The sequence below is a fragment of the Tenacibaculum sp. genome (assembly GCF_050290165.1).
In the GTDB taxonomy this organism is placed as follows: Bacteria; Bacteroidota; Bacteroidia; order Flavobacteriales; family Flavobacteriaceae; genus Polaribacter.
In genome coordinates, this window is sequence record NZ_JBNKHD010000012.1 from 83,158 (window position 1) to 98,822 (window position 15,665).

At 30.2% G+C, this 15,665-nt stretch carries 11 protein-coding genes; all 11 read left to right on the forward strand.

The features are described 5' to 3' along the window. Positions 1-101 precede the first annotated feature (101 nt). The 11 genes from ACQY6M_RS09810 to ACQY6M_RS09860 all read left to right on the forward strand — a co-directional run bounded on the left by ACQY6M_RS09810 (position 102) and on the right by ACQY6M_RS09860 (position 15,657). Positions 102-437 carry a hypothetical protein gene (locus ACQY6M_RS09810; RefSeq protein ID WP_428741584.1) on the forward strand — a complete coding sequence of 112 codons (336 nt, stop codon included), beginning with the start codon at positions 102-104 and terminating at the stop codon, positions 435-437. Then, positions 438-1,814, forward strand: coding sequence for a GspE/PulE family protein (locus tag ACQY6M_RS09815; RefSeq protein ID WP_428741583.1), 1,377 nt, complete (start codon positions 438-440; stop codon positions 1,812-1,814). It begins immediately after the preceding gene. After that, positions 1,815-3,701, forward strand: coding sequence for a type II secretion system protein GspD (locus ACQY6M_RS09820; protein WP_428741582.1), 1,887 nt, complete (start codon positions 1,815-1,817; stop codon positions 3,699-3,701). 2 nt (positions 3,702-3,703) lie between these two features. Beyond that, positions 3,704-4,852: a hypothetical protein gene (locus tag ACQY6M_RS09825; protein ID WP_428741581.1), complete on the forward strand. Its 1,149-nt coding sequence runs from the start codon at positions 3,704-3,706 to the stop codon at positions 4,850-4,852. Continuing rightward, positions 4,849-5,382, forward strand: coding sequence for a hypothetical protein (locus ACQY6M_RS09830; protein ID WP_428744950.1), 534 nt, complete (start codon positions 4,849-4,851; stop codon positions 5,380-5,382). Before ACQY6M_RS09825 ends, ACQY6M_RS09830 begins: the two co-directional genes overlap by 4 nt. A 3-nt stretch (positions 5,383-5,385) precedes the next feature. Next, complete coding sequence (locus ACQY6M_RS09835) at positions 5,386-5,853, forward strand: hypothetical protein (protein ID WP_428741579.1); 468 nt, start codon at positions 5,386-5,388, stop codon at positions 5,851-5,853. A gap of 7 nt (positions 5,854-5,860) precedes the next feature. Further along, a complete protein-coding gene (locus tag ACQY6M_RS09840) occupies positions 5,861-6,394 on the forward strand; it encodes an OmpH family outer membrane protein (RefSeq protein WP_428741578.1) in 534 nt (177 codons plus the stop codon). Then, entirely contained in the window at positions 6,381-7,031 is a 651-nt protein-coding gene (locus ACQY6M_RS09845; RefSeq protein WP_428741577.1) for a hypothetical protein, read from the forward strand. Before ACQY6M_RS09840 ends, ACQY6M_RS09845 begins: the two co-directional genes overlap by 14 nt. A gap of 92 nt (positions 7,032-7,123) precedes the next feature. Beyond that, positions 7,124-13,477, forward strand: coding sequence for a thrombospondin type 3 repeat-containing protein (locus ACQY6M_RS09850; RefSeq protein WP_428741576.1), 6,354 nt, complete (start codon positions 7,124-7,126; stop codon positions 13,475-13,477). A 10-nt stretch (positions 13,478-13,487) separates the two neighbouring features. After that, positions 13,488-14,930, forward strand: a complete 1,443-nt coding sequence (locus ACQY6M_RS09855; RefSeq protein WP_428741575.1) for a hypothetical protein — start codon at positions 13,488-13,490, stop codon at positions 14,928-14,930. Next, the gene (locus tag ACQY6M_RS09860) at positions 14,917-15,657 is read left to right on the forward strand and encodes a hypothetical protein (protein ID WP_428741574.1); all 741 of its coding nucleotides are present in this window, start codon (positions 14,917-14,919) and stop codon (positions 15,655-15,657) included. The genes ACQY6M_RS09855 and ACQY6M_RS09860 overlap by 14 nt, the downstream gene beginning before the upstream one ends. Positions 15,658-15,665: the final 8 nt, after the last annotated feature.

A 15,665-nucleotide genomic window follows, 5' to 3' on the forward strand; every position in this document is an offset into this window, starting at 1 on the left:
ATTGCAAAGATAGAGAGGTACATATTGTGTGTTTTCTTGGGGTACTAATCTTATCAAGTCTTATTTTCTATCTTAAAGAGAATCTTTTCTACAATTTATACATGAATATGTTGTTTTTAGGGGTTAATCTAATCCTCTTATGGGCATATATGTATTTAAAGGGGAAGAAGGTTACTGAAGATTTTTTTTTAGGAATAGCTATTGGAGACATAGTGTTTTTAGTTGTAATTATTCCTTTATTTAGTTTTGCGAATTATGCTGTTTTTTATATAGTAGGAATGTGTTTTTCATTAATTCTTCACATAATAGTACAAAAAAGAAAATTAGATGAGAGAAAAACGGTGCCTTTAGCAGGATATTTATCATTTTTTTTAATGATAACACTATTTTTAGGAGAGGTATTGGGTTTTGATTTTTACAACGGATATTTTTTATAGATGAAGAATCTTGATAGTATAATAACCAAGGAATTTGCTTGGCATTATAGGGTTATACCCAAGGAAGAAAACGAAGAGGAAATAACATTTTTCATAGATGAAGAAAAAGAAATAAAAACAGTCGTTAATGACCTTAAAATAATTTTAGGAAAAAAAATAAAAGTAGTTCCTAGAAAATCTTTTGAAATAGAAAAACTACTGGTTTTAAAATACAGAACAACAGAAGAAGTTGCTAAAAAAATTAAAGCAAGTGTTTTAGAAGAAGTCATAAACGAAGCTATATCTTTTAGTAGTAGTGATATTCATTTTGAAATTTATGAAGATTATACCAGAGTGCGATACAGGATTGACGGGGTACTAGTTGAGAAAAAAAGAATAAAAAAAGATCTTTACGCTGAGATAGTTAATATTGTTAAAATCCAGTCAAATCTTGATATTACGGAAAAGAGATTGCCTCAAGATGGAAGAGCAAAGATTGATGGTTATGATATTAGAGTTTCTGTACTACCTACTCAATTTGGAGAAAAAATTGTAATGAGAATTCTAGGGAAGAATACAGATAATCTACAATTATCCTCAATAGGTTTTGAAGAAAAAGAACTTAAAAAATATATTGAGTCAGTAAATAAGAGTAATGGCATAATACTTATTAGTGGACCAACAGGTTCTGGTAAAACAACAACTTTGTATGCAACGTTAAAGATGTTGAATAATACAGAGAAGAATATAATGACGATTGAAGACCCTATTGAGTATGTATTAGATGGTGTTAATCAAATACAACTTAATGAGGAGATAGGCTTAACATTTTCAAGCGCTTTACGCTCTTTTTTAAGACAAGATCCAGATATTATTATGTTAGGTGAGATTAGAGATAAAGAAACTTCTGAAATGGCTGTTAGAGCTTCTTTAACTGGGCATCTAGTATTGTCAACAATCCATACAAATTCTGCATTGGGAACCATTTCAAGATTGATAGATATGGGCATTCCTTCATTTTTACTTTCGGAAACTATAAACGCTACATTAGCTCAACGTTTACTTAGAAAATTGTGTAATGAGTGTAAGAGTAAAGAAAATTTTAGCAAAGAAATGCTTCCAAGTACATACAAAGTTCAAAGAAAGATAGAATATCATTATGAACCTGTGGGGTGCGAAAAGTGTCATTATACAGGTTACAAAGGTAGGAGAGCAATTTATGAATTAGTTGTTATAGATAATGATATAGCAAGAGAAATGAATAAAAAAGAGCAAGATTATTCAAAAATCATTAAAGAAAAAGGAATAAAAACTCTTCCAGAAAAAGCATTTGACTTATTGGAAAAGGGAGAAACTTCATTGAAAGAAATTTATTCAATACTTATTAATGCTAATTAAATGAAAAAAAAAATACTATTACTTTTAATTTTATTCGTTCAATTTGCTTTTGGGCAAGATAATACACGAATAAAATTAGAAAAACTCTCAGAAATAGAACCCGGATTAAATGAGTTAGTGCAAGTTAACGTGTCTCAAATTTCTTTGTACGATTTTGTAACGGCATTAAGTAACGAGCATAAACTTAATGTGAGTGTTGAAGAGTCATTAGATCAAAGTGTAATCAATAATTTTTATAATGTTAAGGTCAAAGATGTTTTTTTGTTTTTAATAGAAAAATACAACTTGGATGTTCAGTTTTTGGACAAAATTATAATCCTTAGTAAAAAGAAAATTGTTAAAGAGAAAAAATCTCCCAAAAAGATAAATGTTTCTTATAACTCTCAAAAAGAGCTATTGTCTTTAAACTTGGTTAGAGATACTTTGTTTCTTGTATCTAAAGAAATAACCAATAAAACTCAAAAAAATATAATTGTATCTCCAAAAGTTAAAAATAACCTCATAACTAGTTATGTACTTGATAAGTCTGTGGATTTAACATTAGATATGCTCTCTAAAGCAAATGGACTTGAAGTAACTAAAGATCAAAAAGGGTATTATTTTATTGATGCTAAATCGAAAAAGGAGATACAGAATAAAATTGAACAATCTCATACCATTAAAGGAAACAGAATCACTAGAAGAAATGATAACTTATATGTTAAATTAAATAATGATGGTTCGATTGATGTAGCGGCGGATGAGGTTCCTATAATAGATGTGCTTTATAATGTAGCACTTAAATCTAATCAAAATTATTTTTTGTATTCTAAAATAGATGAAAACCTAACGACATCTTTTTCAGTTAAGAGTTTAAATTTTGAAGAGGTTTTAGAGCATTTATTGAAAGGAACGAGGTATACTTTTAAAAAAGAAGTCGATTACTTTTTAATTGGGGAAAAAAATAAGGAAGGACTGAGAATAACTGAGTTGATAAGGATGAAAAATAGAGCAGTTGAAAATGTTCAAAGATCGATTCCTTCTCGAATAATTTCCGAACTCGAAATAAAAGAATTTAAAGAACTAAATGGTATAGTAGTTACAGGACATTTCTCCGCAATTCAAGAATTAAAGTCTTTTTTAAAGCAAATAGATAAGAATGTGCCAGTAATCCAAATTGAGGTTATAATTTTTCAATATGAAAAATCACATGAGATTCAAACAGGGTTAAAAGCAGGATTTGATAGTGAGCAAACTTCATCTTTGAAAAATGCATTTCCAACAACGGATGTTAAATTAAACTCAAATAATATTAATAAGTTAATAGATGCTTTTAATGGCTTAGGAATAGTTAATCTAGGGAAAGTTCCTCAGAATTTTTATTTAGGATTAAAAGCTTTAGAAAATAATGCTATTATTAAGTTAGAGTCTACACCCAAAATAGCCACTTTGAATGGGCATGAGGCAAATTTTAAAATAGGAGCAACAGATTATTATTTTGAACAAACCAATCAACTCATAACAGGAGGTGTTGGAAATAATGATGTATTACAGTCAGGACAATGGCGTCCTACAGAAGCTAATTTAAGTCTGAAAATCAAGCCTTTTGTATCTAAGGATGAAAATGTGACTTTAAATATTGTGGTTGAAAAAAGTGCTTTTACGGGAAGAGTTGGAGAGACAGCTCCTCCAAGTAAAACAACACAACAATTTGAATCTTTAATCAGAGTTAAAAATGGAGAAATGATTTTGTTGGGTGGACTTGATGAGGCAGAAAAAAAGAATTCAGGAACCGGAACTCCATTTTTTTCTAGGATACCAATTATTAAATGGTTTTTTAGTGGGCGAAACAAGAAGAAGAAAAAAACGAAACTACATATGTTTATCAAGCCAACAGTCTATTATTAATTATGAAAATTTTTCAATTAAAAGAAGAGATAGCTGTAGTAAGAGTCTTATTCTATAAAGGAATAGTAAAATATCTTTACACAAGAGTTTGTAGAATAGGAGAAGTTTTAGAGCTTGACAAAGAAAGTCTTCATATTACCAATTCACTTGAAGAATTAAAGCAGGTTGTAATGGATCAACCTGTTGTATTAATATTCTTAGGAGATGAAGTATTATACTCAGAAAATGAAGTTCTTTTCAAGTCTTCAGAAAGTAAGTTTTACTCAACTCGTTATGATTCAGATAAATCTGAAAAGAGGTTTTTAGCATTAATAAGAAAAAGTGTCGTAGATTCTTTGATTGATGAATTTTCAAACAAACAGTTTTTTTTATTAGATATTTATATTGGGGGGATAATTTTTAATCTGTTATTTAAGAATAATCTATCAAACGAAGAAGAACTTGTTGGTGGAATACTTTTAAAATATGAAGAAGGAGTTTGTACACATGTAGAACCTTCTTTTGAGGAAGTATACTTGACAGATAAGTTAACTGTTAATGAAGAGATATTGATATTATCGTCAGTGTTTAATTGTTTTTATCCGTCTAATAATATTATAAATGTATATGAAGGGGAGGTTTTAGATGAAAACAAAGAAGAGTTAAAACATAAGGTAGAGTTTAATTTTATAAGTAAAATAAGTGTCATTATTTTATTAATAGTTGCAATTCTAAGTTATTCTGTGGGAAAGTTTTTTGCTTTTAAAAATTCAGAAATTGAAGTTCAGCGTAGCGTGGAGGCTAGTAAGCAAAGACAATTAAAAGAGCTAAAGCAAAGAGAGCAGCAACAAATGGGTATGTTACAACTTTCAGGTTTTTATAAAACCAATATTTTATCCTTTTATGTTAACGAGTTAGTTAAAACGTTACCTGAAAAAGTTAAGTTGTCAGGACTAGAAGTTTTTCCTCATAAGAAAGAATTAAAAGAAAATAAAAAAATTGTTATTAATGAAAAGCAAATACTTGTAGAAGGTTCTTTTGAAGATATGAGTGATTTTAATGCTTGGATAAACAAACTTAAAAGCGTTCTAAGTGTAGAAAAGATAAATATAGTTAAATATGAAAAAGAGAGAGATGAAACAAATTTTGAAATACAAGTTTTGTTAAAATGATGAATAGAAAATTTACCTATAAAGTAAAAAAGAAGCTACTTTTTTTATTCACATTATTATTGGTGATAGTAATTTATCAGAGGGTTTTAAAAAGGACTTATCATGAAACATCAAACTATTTTTTCCACTCTTCAAAAAATATAAATCAAGAAAGAATTAAAGATTCCATATTGAGTTTAAAGGATAAAGTTGAGCAAATAGAAGAGGCCTTGGGAGAAGATGACTTTGATGAAAATTTCATTCAACAGGAAATTTTAGAGTTTTTATCAAATAAGAGTAAAGAAAATGTAGTAGAAATAACAAACTTGAAGAAAACTCATATTGTAAAGGAAAAAGAGTATACTCTAGTCACTACTTTTTTCACCTTAAAAGGAAGTTACAATTCACTAATAAAAATAATGTACGAAGTCGAAAGGGAATTCAAAAAGTCTAAACTCAATAGTGTAGGTTTTTATAAGAAAAAAAACCATTCGTTAAAGAGAGAAGAGTTGCATGCAGAGTTACTTTTTCAAAACTTTAAAAGCAATTAGATTTTGAGTAAAGCAATAATAAATAGAATACTACTAATAATAGTTCTTTCAATATGGGGAGGGGTAATATATAAATTCTTTTATAGTAAAGGCAAGGAGAGTGCTGTTAGTGATAGAGTCATTAATAATACATTTGTTGTAAAAAAAAGTAGTAATAAGAATTTTGAGTTATTCTTTTGTGAGAGAGATCCCTTTCTAGGGAAAGCTAAAATTAAAAAAAAGGTAGTTGAAAAAAAACAAACGATAAAGAAAAGAAAAAAGAGAAAAAAAGTAACCTGGCCTGCTGTAAAATATTTAGGAACATTAAAAAAAGAAACAGGCGAAGAACTGGTACTGTTAAAAGTTAAAGGAGCTTTTGTGAAAATGAAAAAAGGGGAAAAAATAAAAGAATATGAATTTTTTGTTTACAAGGTTTACAGAGATTCAATATTATTAAAACAAGAAGCAGAAAAAAGGATAATAAAAAAATAAAGAAAGTATGAAGTCTAAATATATATGGAGTGCAATTAATAGTTTGTTGATAGTAGGTTTACTAATTTGGAGTGTTTTTTTAATGCAGAACAAAAAAAAGACAATTGTGTTTATTGATAATGTAAGGGTTTTTAAAGAATTTAATATGACAAAAGAACTAGGAAGGATAAATGAAGAAAAGTATAAGCCAGAATTAGTGGCTTACGATAGCTTAGTTAAGGCAATGTCTATTGTAGAAAGTGATTTAAAAAACAAGAATAGCAAAGTAGATAAAAAAGAAACTGAAAAATATCTTGATTTAAAAAGAAGGGTATCTAACAAAGAAAAAGAGCTAGAAGAGATACGCATATATGTTAAAAATGAAATTAATAAAAAAGTATGGACTAGGTTAAATGCTTATGTTAAAGATTATGGAGAAGAAAACAATTTTGATCTTATTATAGGGGCACAAGGAAGTGGTAATATAATGTATGGTAATTCTACCATTGATTATACAGATGAATTTATCAACTATGCAAATTTTAAATATGAAGGGAATTAAAAAGAAGTTGGTTACAATACTTGGAATTTCTCTTTTTGTAGGTTGTAATATAAAAAAAGAAGAAAGAAAAAGTGTGAAAAATGAAATTACAAACAATAGTAATGAGAAGATTTCCAGGGGTTTAAGCAATGATTTGGTGAATGAAACTAACTTTAAAGATAATGTAAAGTTTTTTGAGTTTAATAATCAGGATTATAAAGGATTTAAAAAAACAATTTTAATTGAAGATGTTTTTTATACAGCAGCAATACTGCCAAAAGATTATTATATTTTAAAAAATCTAGATCAAAAGGATTCATTAGACCTTTATAGAGAAAAATTAAAAAAAGAAGAAGTTATTCAGTTAGATTTTCAACAGATCGAAGGAGAAGATTTGTTTAAAAAGAAAAATTTTGATTATGAGAAGTGTGTAAAATATTTGTCTTTTAATATAAAGAGAGATTTTTATGCAATAACAAGTAAAGGAGATACCATTAAACCAAAAGGAGTTTTTTTTGAAAGAAACTACACATTAGCTCCTTATAAAAGGGTTTTAATCTTTTTTTCTTTTCCTTATGAGATAAACACTGAAGTAAAACTTGTTTATAACGATAAATTGTTTGAAAAAGGAATACTTAAATTTTTATTAAAAAAATAATTTTTTATACTTTCGCGCTGCTTAAATAAGAAATAAAAAAATAACGCTTAAAAAGAAAAAGTAACACACACATACATTCCGTTTTTTTCCAAATGAAATTTTATAGAACCAACCATTTTTTTAAGGTTATATCTGTGTATATAGCCCTAAATATCATTTTTCCTCAAACTTTTGTTTATAAGACTTATGCTTTAACAGGAGGTCCGTCACAACCAGAGTTTAATTCATTTACACCTATAGGTACATCCGATATGGTAGATCTTACATCGGGAGACTTTAATTACAATATTCCAATAATGGATGTTGGTGGTTATCCATTAAATTTATCCTATAATTCTGGAGTAAATATGGACCAGGAGGCTTCATGGGTAGGGTTAGGTTGGAATTTAAACGTAGGTCAAATAAAAAGAAACGTAAGAGGGTTGCCAGATGATTTTGATGGAGATAAATTAATTTATGAAAACAACTTTAAAGCTAATAGAACAGTTGGAGCACATTTTGGAGTAGGTGGATCTATTTTTGGTAAAAGTGAGTTGTTAGGAGCTAATATCGGTTTAGGGGTACAGTACAATAACTATGACGGAGTGACTACTACGCCTTCAATAGGAATCTCTTTTAAATTGTCTGATGCAGCAAGTGTAGGGGTTAATGTTTCAGGGTCAGTAGCAGACGGTCCAACAGTAAGTCCGTCTATTTCTTTAAGTACGAAATTAGGAGAAAAAGGGGTATTGTCAACACAAGCATCTTTAGGAGCATCAATTAATTCAAGGCAAGCTTTAACTTCTTTGAGTTTAAGTGCGGGGTTAGGTTATAAAAGTCTAAATTTTGGTCAGGGAGGTTTAATTATTTCTAATAATGATAACATCTTGTTTACTCCTACTAAAAGAGTTTCAGTATTAACTGATAATTTCACATTTAATGCGGCTGTAGGAGGTACAACTTTTGGTATCAGTGGTCAGGTTAAAGTAACTGGGTATGGCTCTACACAATACATTAACCCAAAAGAGAAATGGAAAGAAGTAAAAGGGTTTGGTTATGAAAATACTGATAAAAATGAAGCTTCTAATAACGGAGTGTTGGACTTTAATAGGGAAAAAGATGGTAATTTTTCAAAAAACACAACCATTTTACCTATTACCAATTATACGTACGATATGTATTCTATCAATGGGCAAGGGATTTCAGGAGCTTTTAGACCTTATCGAAGTCAAATAGGTTTTATTAATGATCCAACGGTAGTTGATTCTGGAACAAGCAAAAGCTTTGGTGTAGAAGTTCAAGGAGGGTGGATTTTTGCCGTAGGAGTAGACGTTGAAATGTCTGATACTTACGCAAGAACAGGACTTTGGGATAAAAATGGAAAAAATTATGCTCTAGAAAATTTTAAAGTAAGCAAAAAGGAAAGTAATAACTTAGATTATGAGAAAGTATACTTTAGAAATACAGGAGAATTAAATGTAGATAGTGAAAATGAAGTAGGAGGTTTGTTTACGGATTTATTAGACGCAGAATCTCCAGTGGGAATAGGTATTTCAGGGAAAAGATATAAAAGAAGAACAGTAAACCAGTTCAATAGAATAGATAATAAAGACCCTAAATCATTTGAAGGAAAATTACAAAGAGAAAATAGATTACTGCGTAATCAGTTAATTCAAAAAGTAACTGTTGATAACGCCAAAAAATTTGATTCTATATTTTTTACACTTAATGAAAATGCACGACCACATCATACAGCAGGGTTTAATGTTATAAAACCAGATGGTAGTAGATATGTATATGGTAAAACTGCATATAATAAAGTAAAAAAGGAAGCAACATTTGCTATTAATGAAACAAATTCTAGTGGATGTTCACCTGATGGTTTAGTGGAATATATTCCAAATATTGAAAATACTAGTGGGAATAATGCAGGGATTGATAATTTTTTCAATAGAATAACAACACCTGCTTATGCGCATTCATATTTACTAACCAGTGTCTTGTCAACAGATTATGAAGACCGAACAGGAGATGGTATTTCGGATGATGATTTTGGTAGTTACACAAAGTTTAATTATTCAGATGCTTATGACTATAAATGGAGGGTTCCTTACCAAGAAAACAGAGCGACTTTAAACAAAGGGTTATACTCTCATGAAAACGATCAAAAAGGAAACTATGTGTATGGAGAGAGAGAGCAGGTGTATATAAATACAATTGAAACCAAAACACATATTGCTGTTTTTAAATTATCAGACAGAAAAGACGGTTATGCAGTTAAAGGAGAAAATGGAGGTAGATCAGCAACTGTTACAAGTAAAAAAATAGATAAAATTTTGCTGTATTCTAAGAAAGAGTATCAAGAAAAAAAGGAAAATGCCACTCCTATAAAAACAGCACATTTTGTTTATGATTATTCTTTGTGTAAAGAATTACCAAATAACAATAATTCAACGGAGCTATTAGAAAATGAATTATCAAACGATGGAGGTAAACTAACATTAAAAAAAGTGTTTTTTACCTATGAGAATTCTAACATGGGAGCATATATGCCATATGAGTTCAATTATGGTCAAATAGATACTAATAATGACGGTGTTTTTGATGATGTTTCCAACCCTAATTATGATTTAAAAGGGTATGATATTTGGGGTAACTATAAGGCTAATACAGGTAGTTGTGATTTAAATGACGAGCCTTCTAGTTCAGAATTTCCTTATACACTTCAAAATAGTCAACAAGAAGCTGACAAAAACACAACTGCTTGGACATTAACATCTTTAAGACTACCTTCAGGTGGTAATATGGGGGTGCAATATGAGTCGGACGACTATCAGTATGTTCAGAATAAAGAAATAATGCAGCTGTATCAGGTTATAGGTGTAGGAGAAAAAGCGATACCTGAAAATGATCAATTCTTAAAAAATACTGTACTGTATTCATTTTGGGATAATAAGTACCTATATGTGAAAATCCCTGAAAATCAAAAAGAATTTAAAGCGGAAGATTTTTATAAAGGGATTGAAGATAAACCTGTTTTCTTCAAGTTTTTATTAAGCATGACAAAAATGAAAAATCAATTTGATTTTGTCTCAGGGTATTTAAATTTTGATAAGAATAGGGAGATAACGAAAATTAATGATTCTGAAGGGAATAATTATCTATCTATACCTATGGAGTTTGTAAAACTTGATGGTAAGTCTGGTGATAGAAAGGTGAATCCGATTTCTAAGGCAGGTATGTACTTTGGACGAAAAAACATGAACAGGATTGTTTATAGTCAAGGAGGAGAATATAGGAATGATGATTTTGTCTCTGTAGTTGAAGATTTAGTAGGATCGATAGGGAGCTTATTTGATATAGGAGTAGCGCCTAATCAAAAATTAAGAGATAAAGGTTGCGCTAATAAGTTTAAACCCAAAAAATCGTGGTTACGTTTAGTAAATCCTACTAAAAGAAAGTTTGGAGGAGGAGTTAGGGTTAAAAAACTCCAAATGAGTGATAACTGGGATGTGATGACAGGAAACGATGACAACCCATTGTACAAAAAATTCTATGGACAGGTGTATTCTTATGAAAAAGAAGATGGAACAACAAGCGGTGTTGCTACTTTTGAACCTAATGGAAGTAAAGAAAATCCATTTGTAATGCCTTTCTATGATAAAAGTCCTTCTGGAGCAGATAAAGTATTGGCTCCTAAAGAATCTAACTTTGTAGAAAAACCAATAGGAGAATCATTTTTCCCTTCCCCAGCAGTTACCTATGGTAGAGTAACGGTAAAAAACATTCCTTATGAAGGAGTTAGTAAGCATGCTACTGGTAAAGTTGTACACGAATATTATACGTCGTTTGATTATCCAACAGTAACAAAACATTCTGAATTAGACAAGAGAAATTTATTTTATGATAAAACAGGATCTATTAAAAACTTATTGAGCTTTAGTGTAAAAAAGCATATAACAGCATCACAAGGTTTTGTGATTGAATGTAATGATATGAATGGAAAACCTAAAGGGCAATGGGTATATGCAGAGAATCAAGAGAACCCTTTATCAGGTGTTGAGTATAAATATTATGAGAAAGGTAGTGGAGAAATAGAAAATAGAGTTAGTGTAGTAGATGAGAAAGGAGTCATAAGTCAAAAATTAGTAGGTGTAAATTATGATGTTGTTAATGATTTTAGAGAAAGTTATTCTAGAGAAAGGACAGTAGGTGTAAATTTAAATGTAGCTGGATTTTTAGTGTGGATTTGTCCAGCGATAATACCAGGTTCTTTACCTAAATATGCGAAACATGAAACCGTTTTACATACTGCTGTAACAACTAAGGTGATACAAAAGCATGGTTTGTTAAAAGAGAAGATAGCGTACGATTTAGGAGCGAAAGCTTCAACGCAAAATATTGCTTGGGACGCTAATACAGGTCAAGTTTTAGTAACCAAAACAGTTAACGAGTATGATGATGCTTATTTTAATATTAACTATCCAGCCTATTGGAAGTACAAAGGTATGGGAGCAGCTAGTAAAAATATTGCCGTGTCAGGAAGTTTTATTCCTGTTGAAGGGAATAAGTTTAAACTAAGTAATGGAATAGCAAATGAATATTTACTACCAGGTGATGAGCTTTACGTTTCATATAAGAAGATAATAATGGAACTAGGGTTGTTTAATGCATACAAGGATATTAACGAGAAGGTATGGGTTTTAAATGTAGAAGGAAATGAAGTTATCTTAATGAAGCAGAATGGAGAGATTTTAAATGATTGCCCTGAAGAGGATAGAATAGATCAGAATGTAACTTTTGAGGTGGCACGTTCAGGACATAGAAATTTACAAAATGCTTCTATGGCAAGTATCACAACTAAGATTAACCCAATAGTAAATGATGATACAACGTATAGACAAACACTACCTTCTTTTTATAACGTTAATCCACAAGATTCTAAAATTATAAATAGTAGCGCAGTTGAATATAGCGATTACTGGAAACCTGTAAATGAGAAAGGGAATAAGTATTATGTTGAGGAGCCAACAATGTATCAATCATACCCTAATGCTCCTGAAGGAAGTACAGATAATGTAAATAATACAGCACTATTAAATACATATGATAAGTATAATATAAACCCATATGTATACAATATAAGAGGAGATTGGAGAGCGAAAAGATCTTGGGCTTACTTAACAGGAAGATACCATTCAGATAATGTAAATACGAGAGAAGATGGGTATTTTACAAGCTTTACACCATTTTATAAATATGGTAATGGTGAATGGGAAATCAATGCAGAAGCTATTGATAAGAGTTCGGCAAAAAAATGGACTTTTGCTAGTGAAGTAACCCAATATGCACCATACGGTGTAGAGTTAGAAAACAAAGATGCTTTAAATAGATACTCAGCAGCGCAGTATGGTTATAATTACACATTACCTACAGCTGTGGCTTCAAATACTATGTATAAAGAAATTGGTTTTGATGGTTTTGAAGACTATGAAGAAACAAAGGAAGCAGGAACAAGCTCACATTTTAGCTTTAGAGATATTTATGGTGTCGACGCTTATACGATGGCTACCGAAAAAGAAGCCCATACAGGAAGAAAAAGTATAGCGGTAACACCAAAATCTAGAGTAAGTTTAATAAAGAACTTAAAAGATGTCAATACTACAGAGGTTCAAGATTGTGTATCAGCAAACCCATGTCCACCAATTACCAGTGGAGTAGATGATATAGATGGCGATGGTATACATAATGATTGCGATAACTGTCCTAACATTGGTAATCCAGATCAAATGGATAGTGATGGAAATGGAACAGGTGATGTTTGTGAAAAAAATGTGGAAAGTTTTACAATTAAAGATATCATTACAGGTGAAGTAGGGTGTGATTACAATGTTACTTTTACTATTGTAGGACAACCCAATAAAACCATTACTTATTTTAATGGGGGGGTAGAGAGTACAGTCACCCTTAATACTGAAGGAGAAGCACAAGTAGTAACTGGAGCTTCAGCTCCAGGAGATTATGCATGCGAAGATCTTTATGCTACACCATCAACTAGTGTTGGTACAGCAAAAGTAATAATTACTGATGTCAATGGAGAAGTTAAGTTAAATAGATCAAAATCCTTCACTTGTGGAGATTGTATGTATAAAGAAGAATCTGTTAGGGTTACAGCAGAGAATATTGTTATAACACGTTCTGTTTGTGGGTTTACAGCTGAATTTGATATCGTGGGTAGTCCTAATTCAAATGCTAAATATTATGTAAACGGTTATGAATATAATATTGCATTGGGTTCTACAGGAAGGAAAAGAGTTACGCATTCTAATAATAGAGTTACTGATTTAAACGCTTGTGCTGATCCTACTCCTGGTCAATATTTCGAAAAAGAGATGGTGGTTTCAGATGCATTCACGGGTATACTTCTTGTTGAGAATGGAAATTTTAGCTGTAATGATTGTAACTAAGAAAAAGAAAATGAAAAATTACATATATATTATTATAGTCTTATTTTTTCTTTTTGGAAAAGAAAATATGTTAGCTCAAAAAAAAGCTCCAAAGGCTCAAAAAATAGAGTTAAAAAGGCAAAAATTAGATAAAAAAAGACAAAAAATAGAGTTAAAAAGGCAAAGAAAAGACTTTAAAGATCAAAAAATAGAGCTGAAAAGGCAAAAAGTGGATCAAAAAGATCAAAAAATAGATCTAAGATTACAAGCAATAGACCTAGAAGTACCAGAATGTCAATACACATATACACTTCAAGATTTTAAAGCGGATGCTGTAACAGATAGTTCTGTTGGATTATCGTGGTTAAGTTATGCAAATGAACCAGGAGGATATACTGCTAGTGCAGAGATAGTATATGGTTATAAAGACTTTCATATCGTTAACACAACAGAATATCTAGGAATAGCAAATACGTATTCTACTAATAGTTGGACATTTAATAATTTACAAGCTAATACAGAATACGATTTTTACATAAAACTCATATGTCAGGATGTTGAGTATTGGACAAAAGCAACTGCAAAAACACTAACAGGTTGTACACCTGCACCTGTGGCTCTTGATACTGGAAGTTTTTTAGCTTATGGCGCCTCTACAGAGAGTGTTAGAATTCATTGGAAATCTGGAGTTAATTCGAGTTCCCCTCTAACTATTGCTTATGGTAAAGCTGGAGTTTTTGATTTAGCGAATGCAAGCACCTATAAAACGATAACAACACCCACTAATATTAACGAGTTTTATATACTTGGTTTGGAGCCTTCTACAGCTTATGTTTTTTATATAAAAGCAGAGTGTCAAAGCAATGATTTATACGTAGGACCTGTAGAAGCTACAACTTTAAGCGATATAACAGGAGTTAATATAGATATTGAAGCAATAAAAGCTACGCCAGGTACTTCATTTAGACCTATATATGAAAAAAAGTACGTAATAAGTGGTTGGGTGAAAGAAGAAGGTGTTAACAGCAACCAACAAGCTGTTTATACTAATTCAGCAATTAGGTTGTATACGCTAGCTCTTGAAGGGGGAGCGTTGTCAGATCCTGTAGCAATAGGTGATTTTTATCCAAAGGGTAATGTTATTGATGGATGGCAGAGAATTGAAGAAGTATTTGTTATAAAAACTCCAAATGGAGGAGAAGTTACCCCTAATAACTTAATTATAGAATTAATTAATAGTTCCTCTGAAACTACTAGTTACTTTGACGATATAAGAATCTTCCCATTCAATGCAAGTATAAAGAGCTTTGTATATGATAACAAAACAAAGAAATTAATGGCAGAGTTAGATGAAAATAACTATGCTACATATTACGAATATGATAAAGAAGGAGGTTTGGTAAGAGTAAAAAAGGAAACTTCTAAAGGAATATATACAATACAAGAAACAAGGTCTAGTAATGCCAAAAATTAATAAACTAACAAAAATAACAGTCCTGTTATTTTTTGCATCTTTTTCTTCTATCATTGCTCAAAATAATGTGAAAAATGTGCTTGAATTATATAAAAGTAGAGTTGAAAAAGATAAAGAATATCAAGTAAATCTTACTTATAAAATTTACAAAGGACATTCGGAAACTTTAGCGTATGAAGTTCAAAAAGGAACTTTTTATAAGAAGTTAAATAACTCGTATACTAATTTAAGTAATGTAGAAATAATAAACACAGCAAATACATATTTAAAAATTAATCATGATGAAAAAGCAATATTAATAGATAATGGAGTTGAAAAACCTGAAGATTTACATTTGGGGTTAGAGGAGTTATTTAAATATTTAGATGCAAAAATAATTGAGGAAGATTCTAAAATTTGGAAAATTAAACTTACCCCAAAAGGAAGTATCACCCAATTGCCTTTTAATCAATTAATAATTGAGTTAGATAAAAGAACTTATAGATTAAAAAGACAATTGTTCTATTATTTAGCTAAAATGAATTTTTCTGATGATCTAAGAAAATCTGATGAAGCAAATGTAAAATTAGAAGTTTTATTTGACGGGTATAAAACATCAAACTTAGAAGCCTTAAACAAGGTCTTTACTATTGAAAGATACATAAAAAAAGAAAAAGAGGCATACAAACCCTTAGGAGCTATAAGACAATATGAGGTAGTAAACCTTAAAACAAATAAAGAGTTATAAAAAAAGAA

Bases quoted from the DNA above. Each gene is read 5' to 3' on its own strand.
- ACQY6M_RS09820 (WP_428741582.1), top strand. From the start codon at position 1,815: ATGAAAAAAAAAATACTATTACTTTTAATTTTATTCGTTCAATTTGCT.
- ACQY6M_RS09850 (WP_428741576.1), top strand. From the start codon at position 7,124: ATGAAATTTTATAGAACCAACCATTTTTTTAAGGTTATATCTGTGTAT.
- ACQY6M_RS09810 (WP_428741584.1), top strand. From the start codon at position 102: ATGAATATGTTGTTTTTAGGGGTTAATCTAATCCTCTTATGGGCATAT.
- ACQY6M_RS09845 (WP_428741577.1), top strand. From the start codon at position 6,381: ATGAAGGGAATTAAAAAGAAGTTGGTTACAATACTTGGAATTTCTCTT.
- ACQY6M_RS09830 (WP_428744950.1), top strand. From the start codon at position 4,849: ATGATGAATAGAAAATTTACCTATAAAGTAAAAAAGAAGCTACTTTTT.
- ACQY6M_RS09815 (WP_428741583.1), top strand. From the start codon at position 438: ATGAAGAATCTTGATAGTATAATAACCAAGGAATTTGCTTGGCATTAT.
- ACQY6M_RS09860 (WP_428741574.1), top strand. From the start codon at position 14,917: ATGCCAAAAATTAATAAACTAACAAAAATAACAGTCCTGTTATTTTTT.
- ACQY6M_RS09855 (WP_428741575.1), top strand. From the start codon at position 13,488: ATGAAAAATTACATATATATTATTATAGTCTTATTTTTTCTTTTTGGA.
- ACQY6M_RS09840 (WP_428741578.1), top strand. From the start codon at position 5,861: ATGAAGTCTAAATATATATGGAGTGCAATTAATAGTTTGTTGATAGTA.
- ACQY6M_RS09825 (WP_428741581.1), top strand. From the start codon at position 3,704: ATGAAAATTTTTCAATTAAAAGAAGAGATAGCTGTAGTAAGAGTCTTA.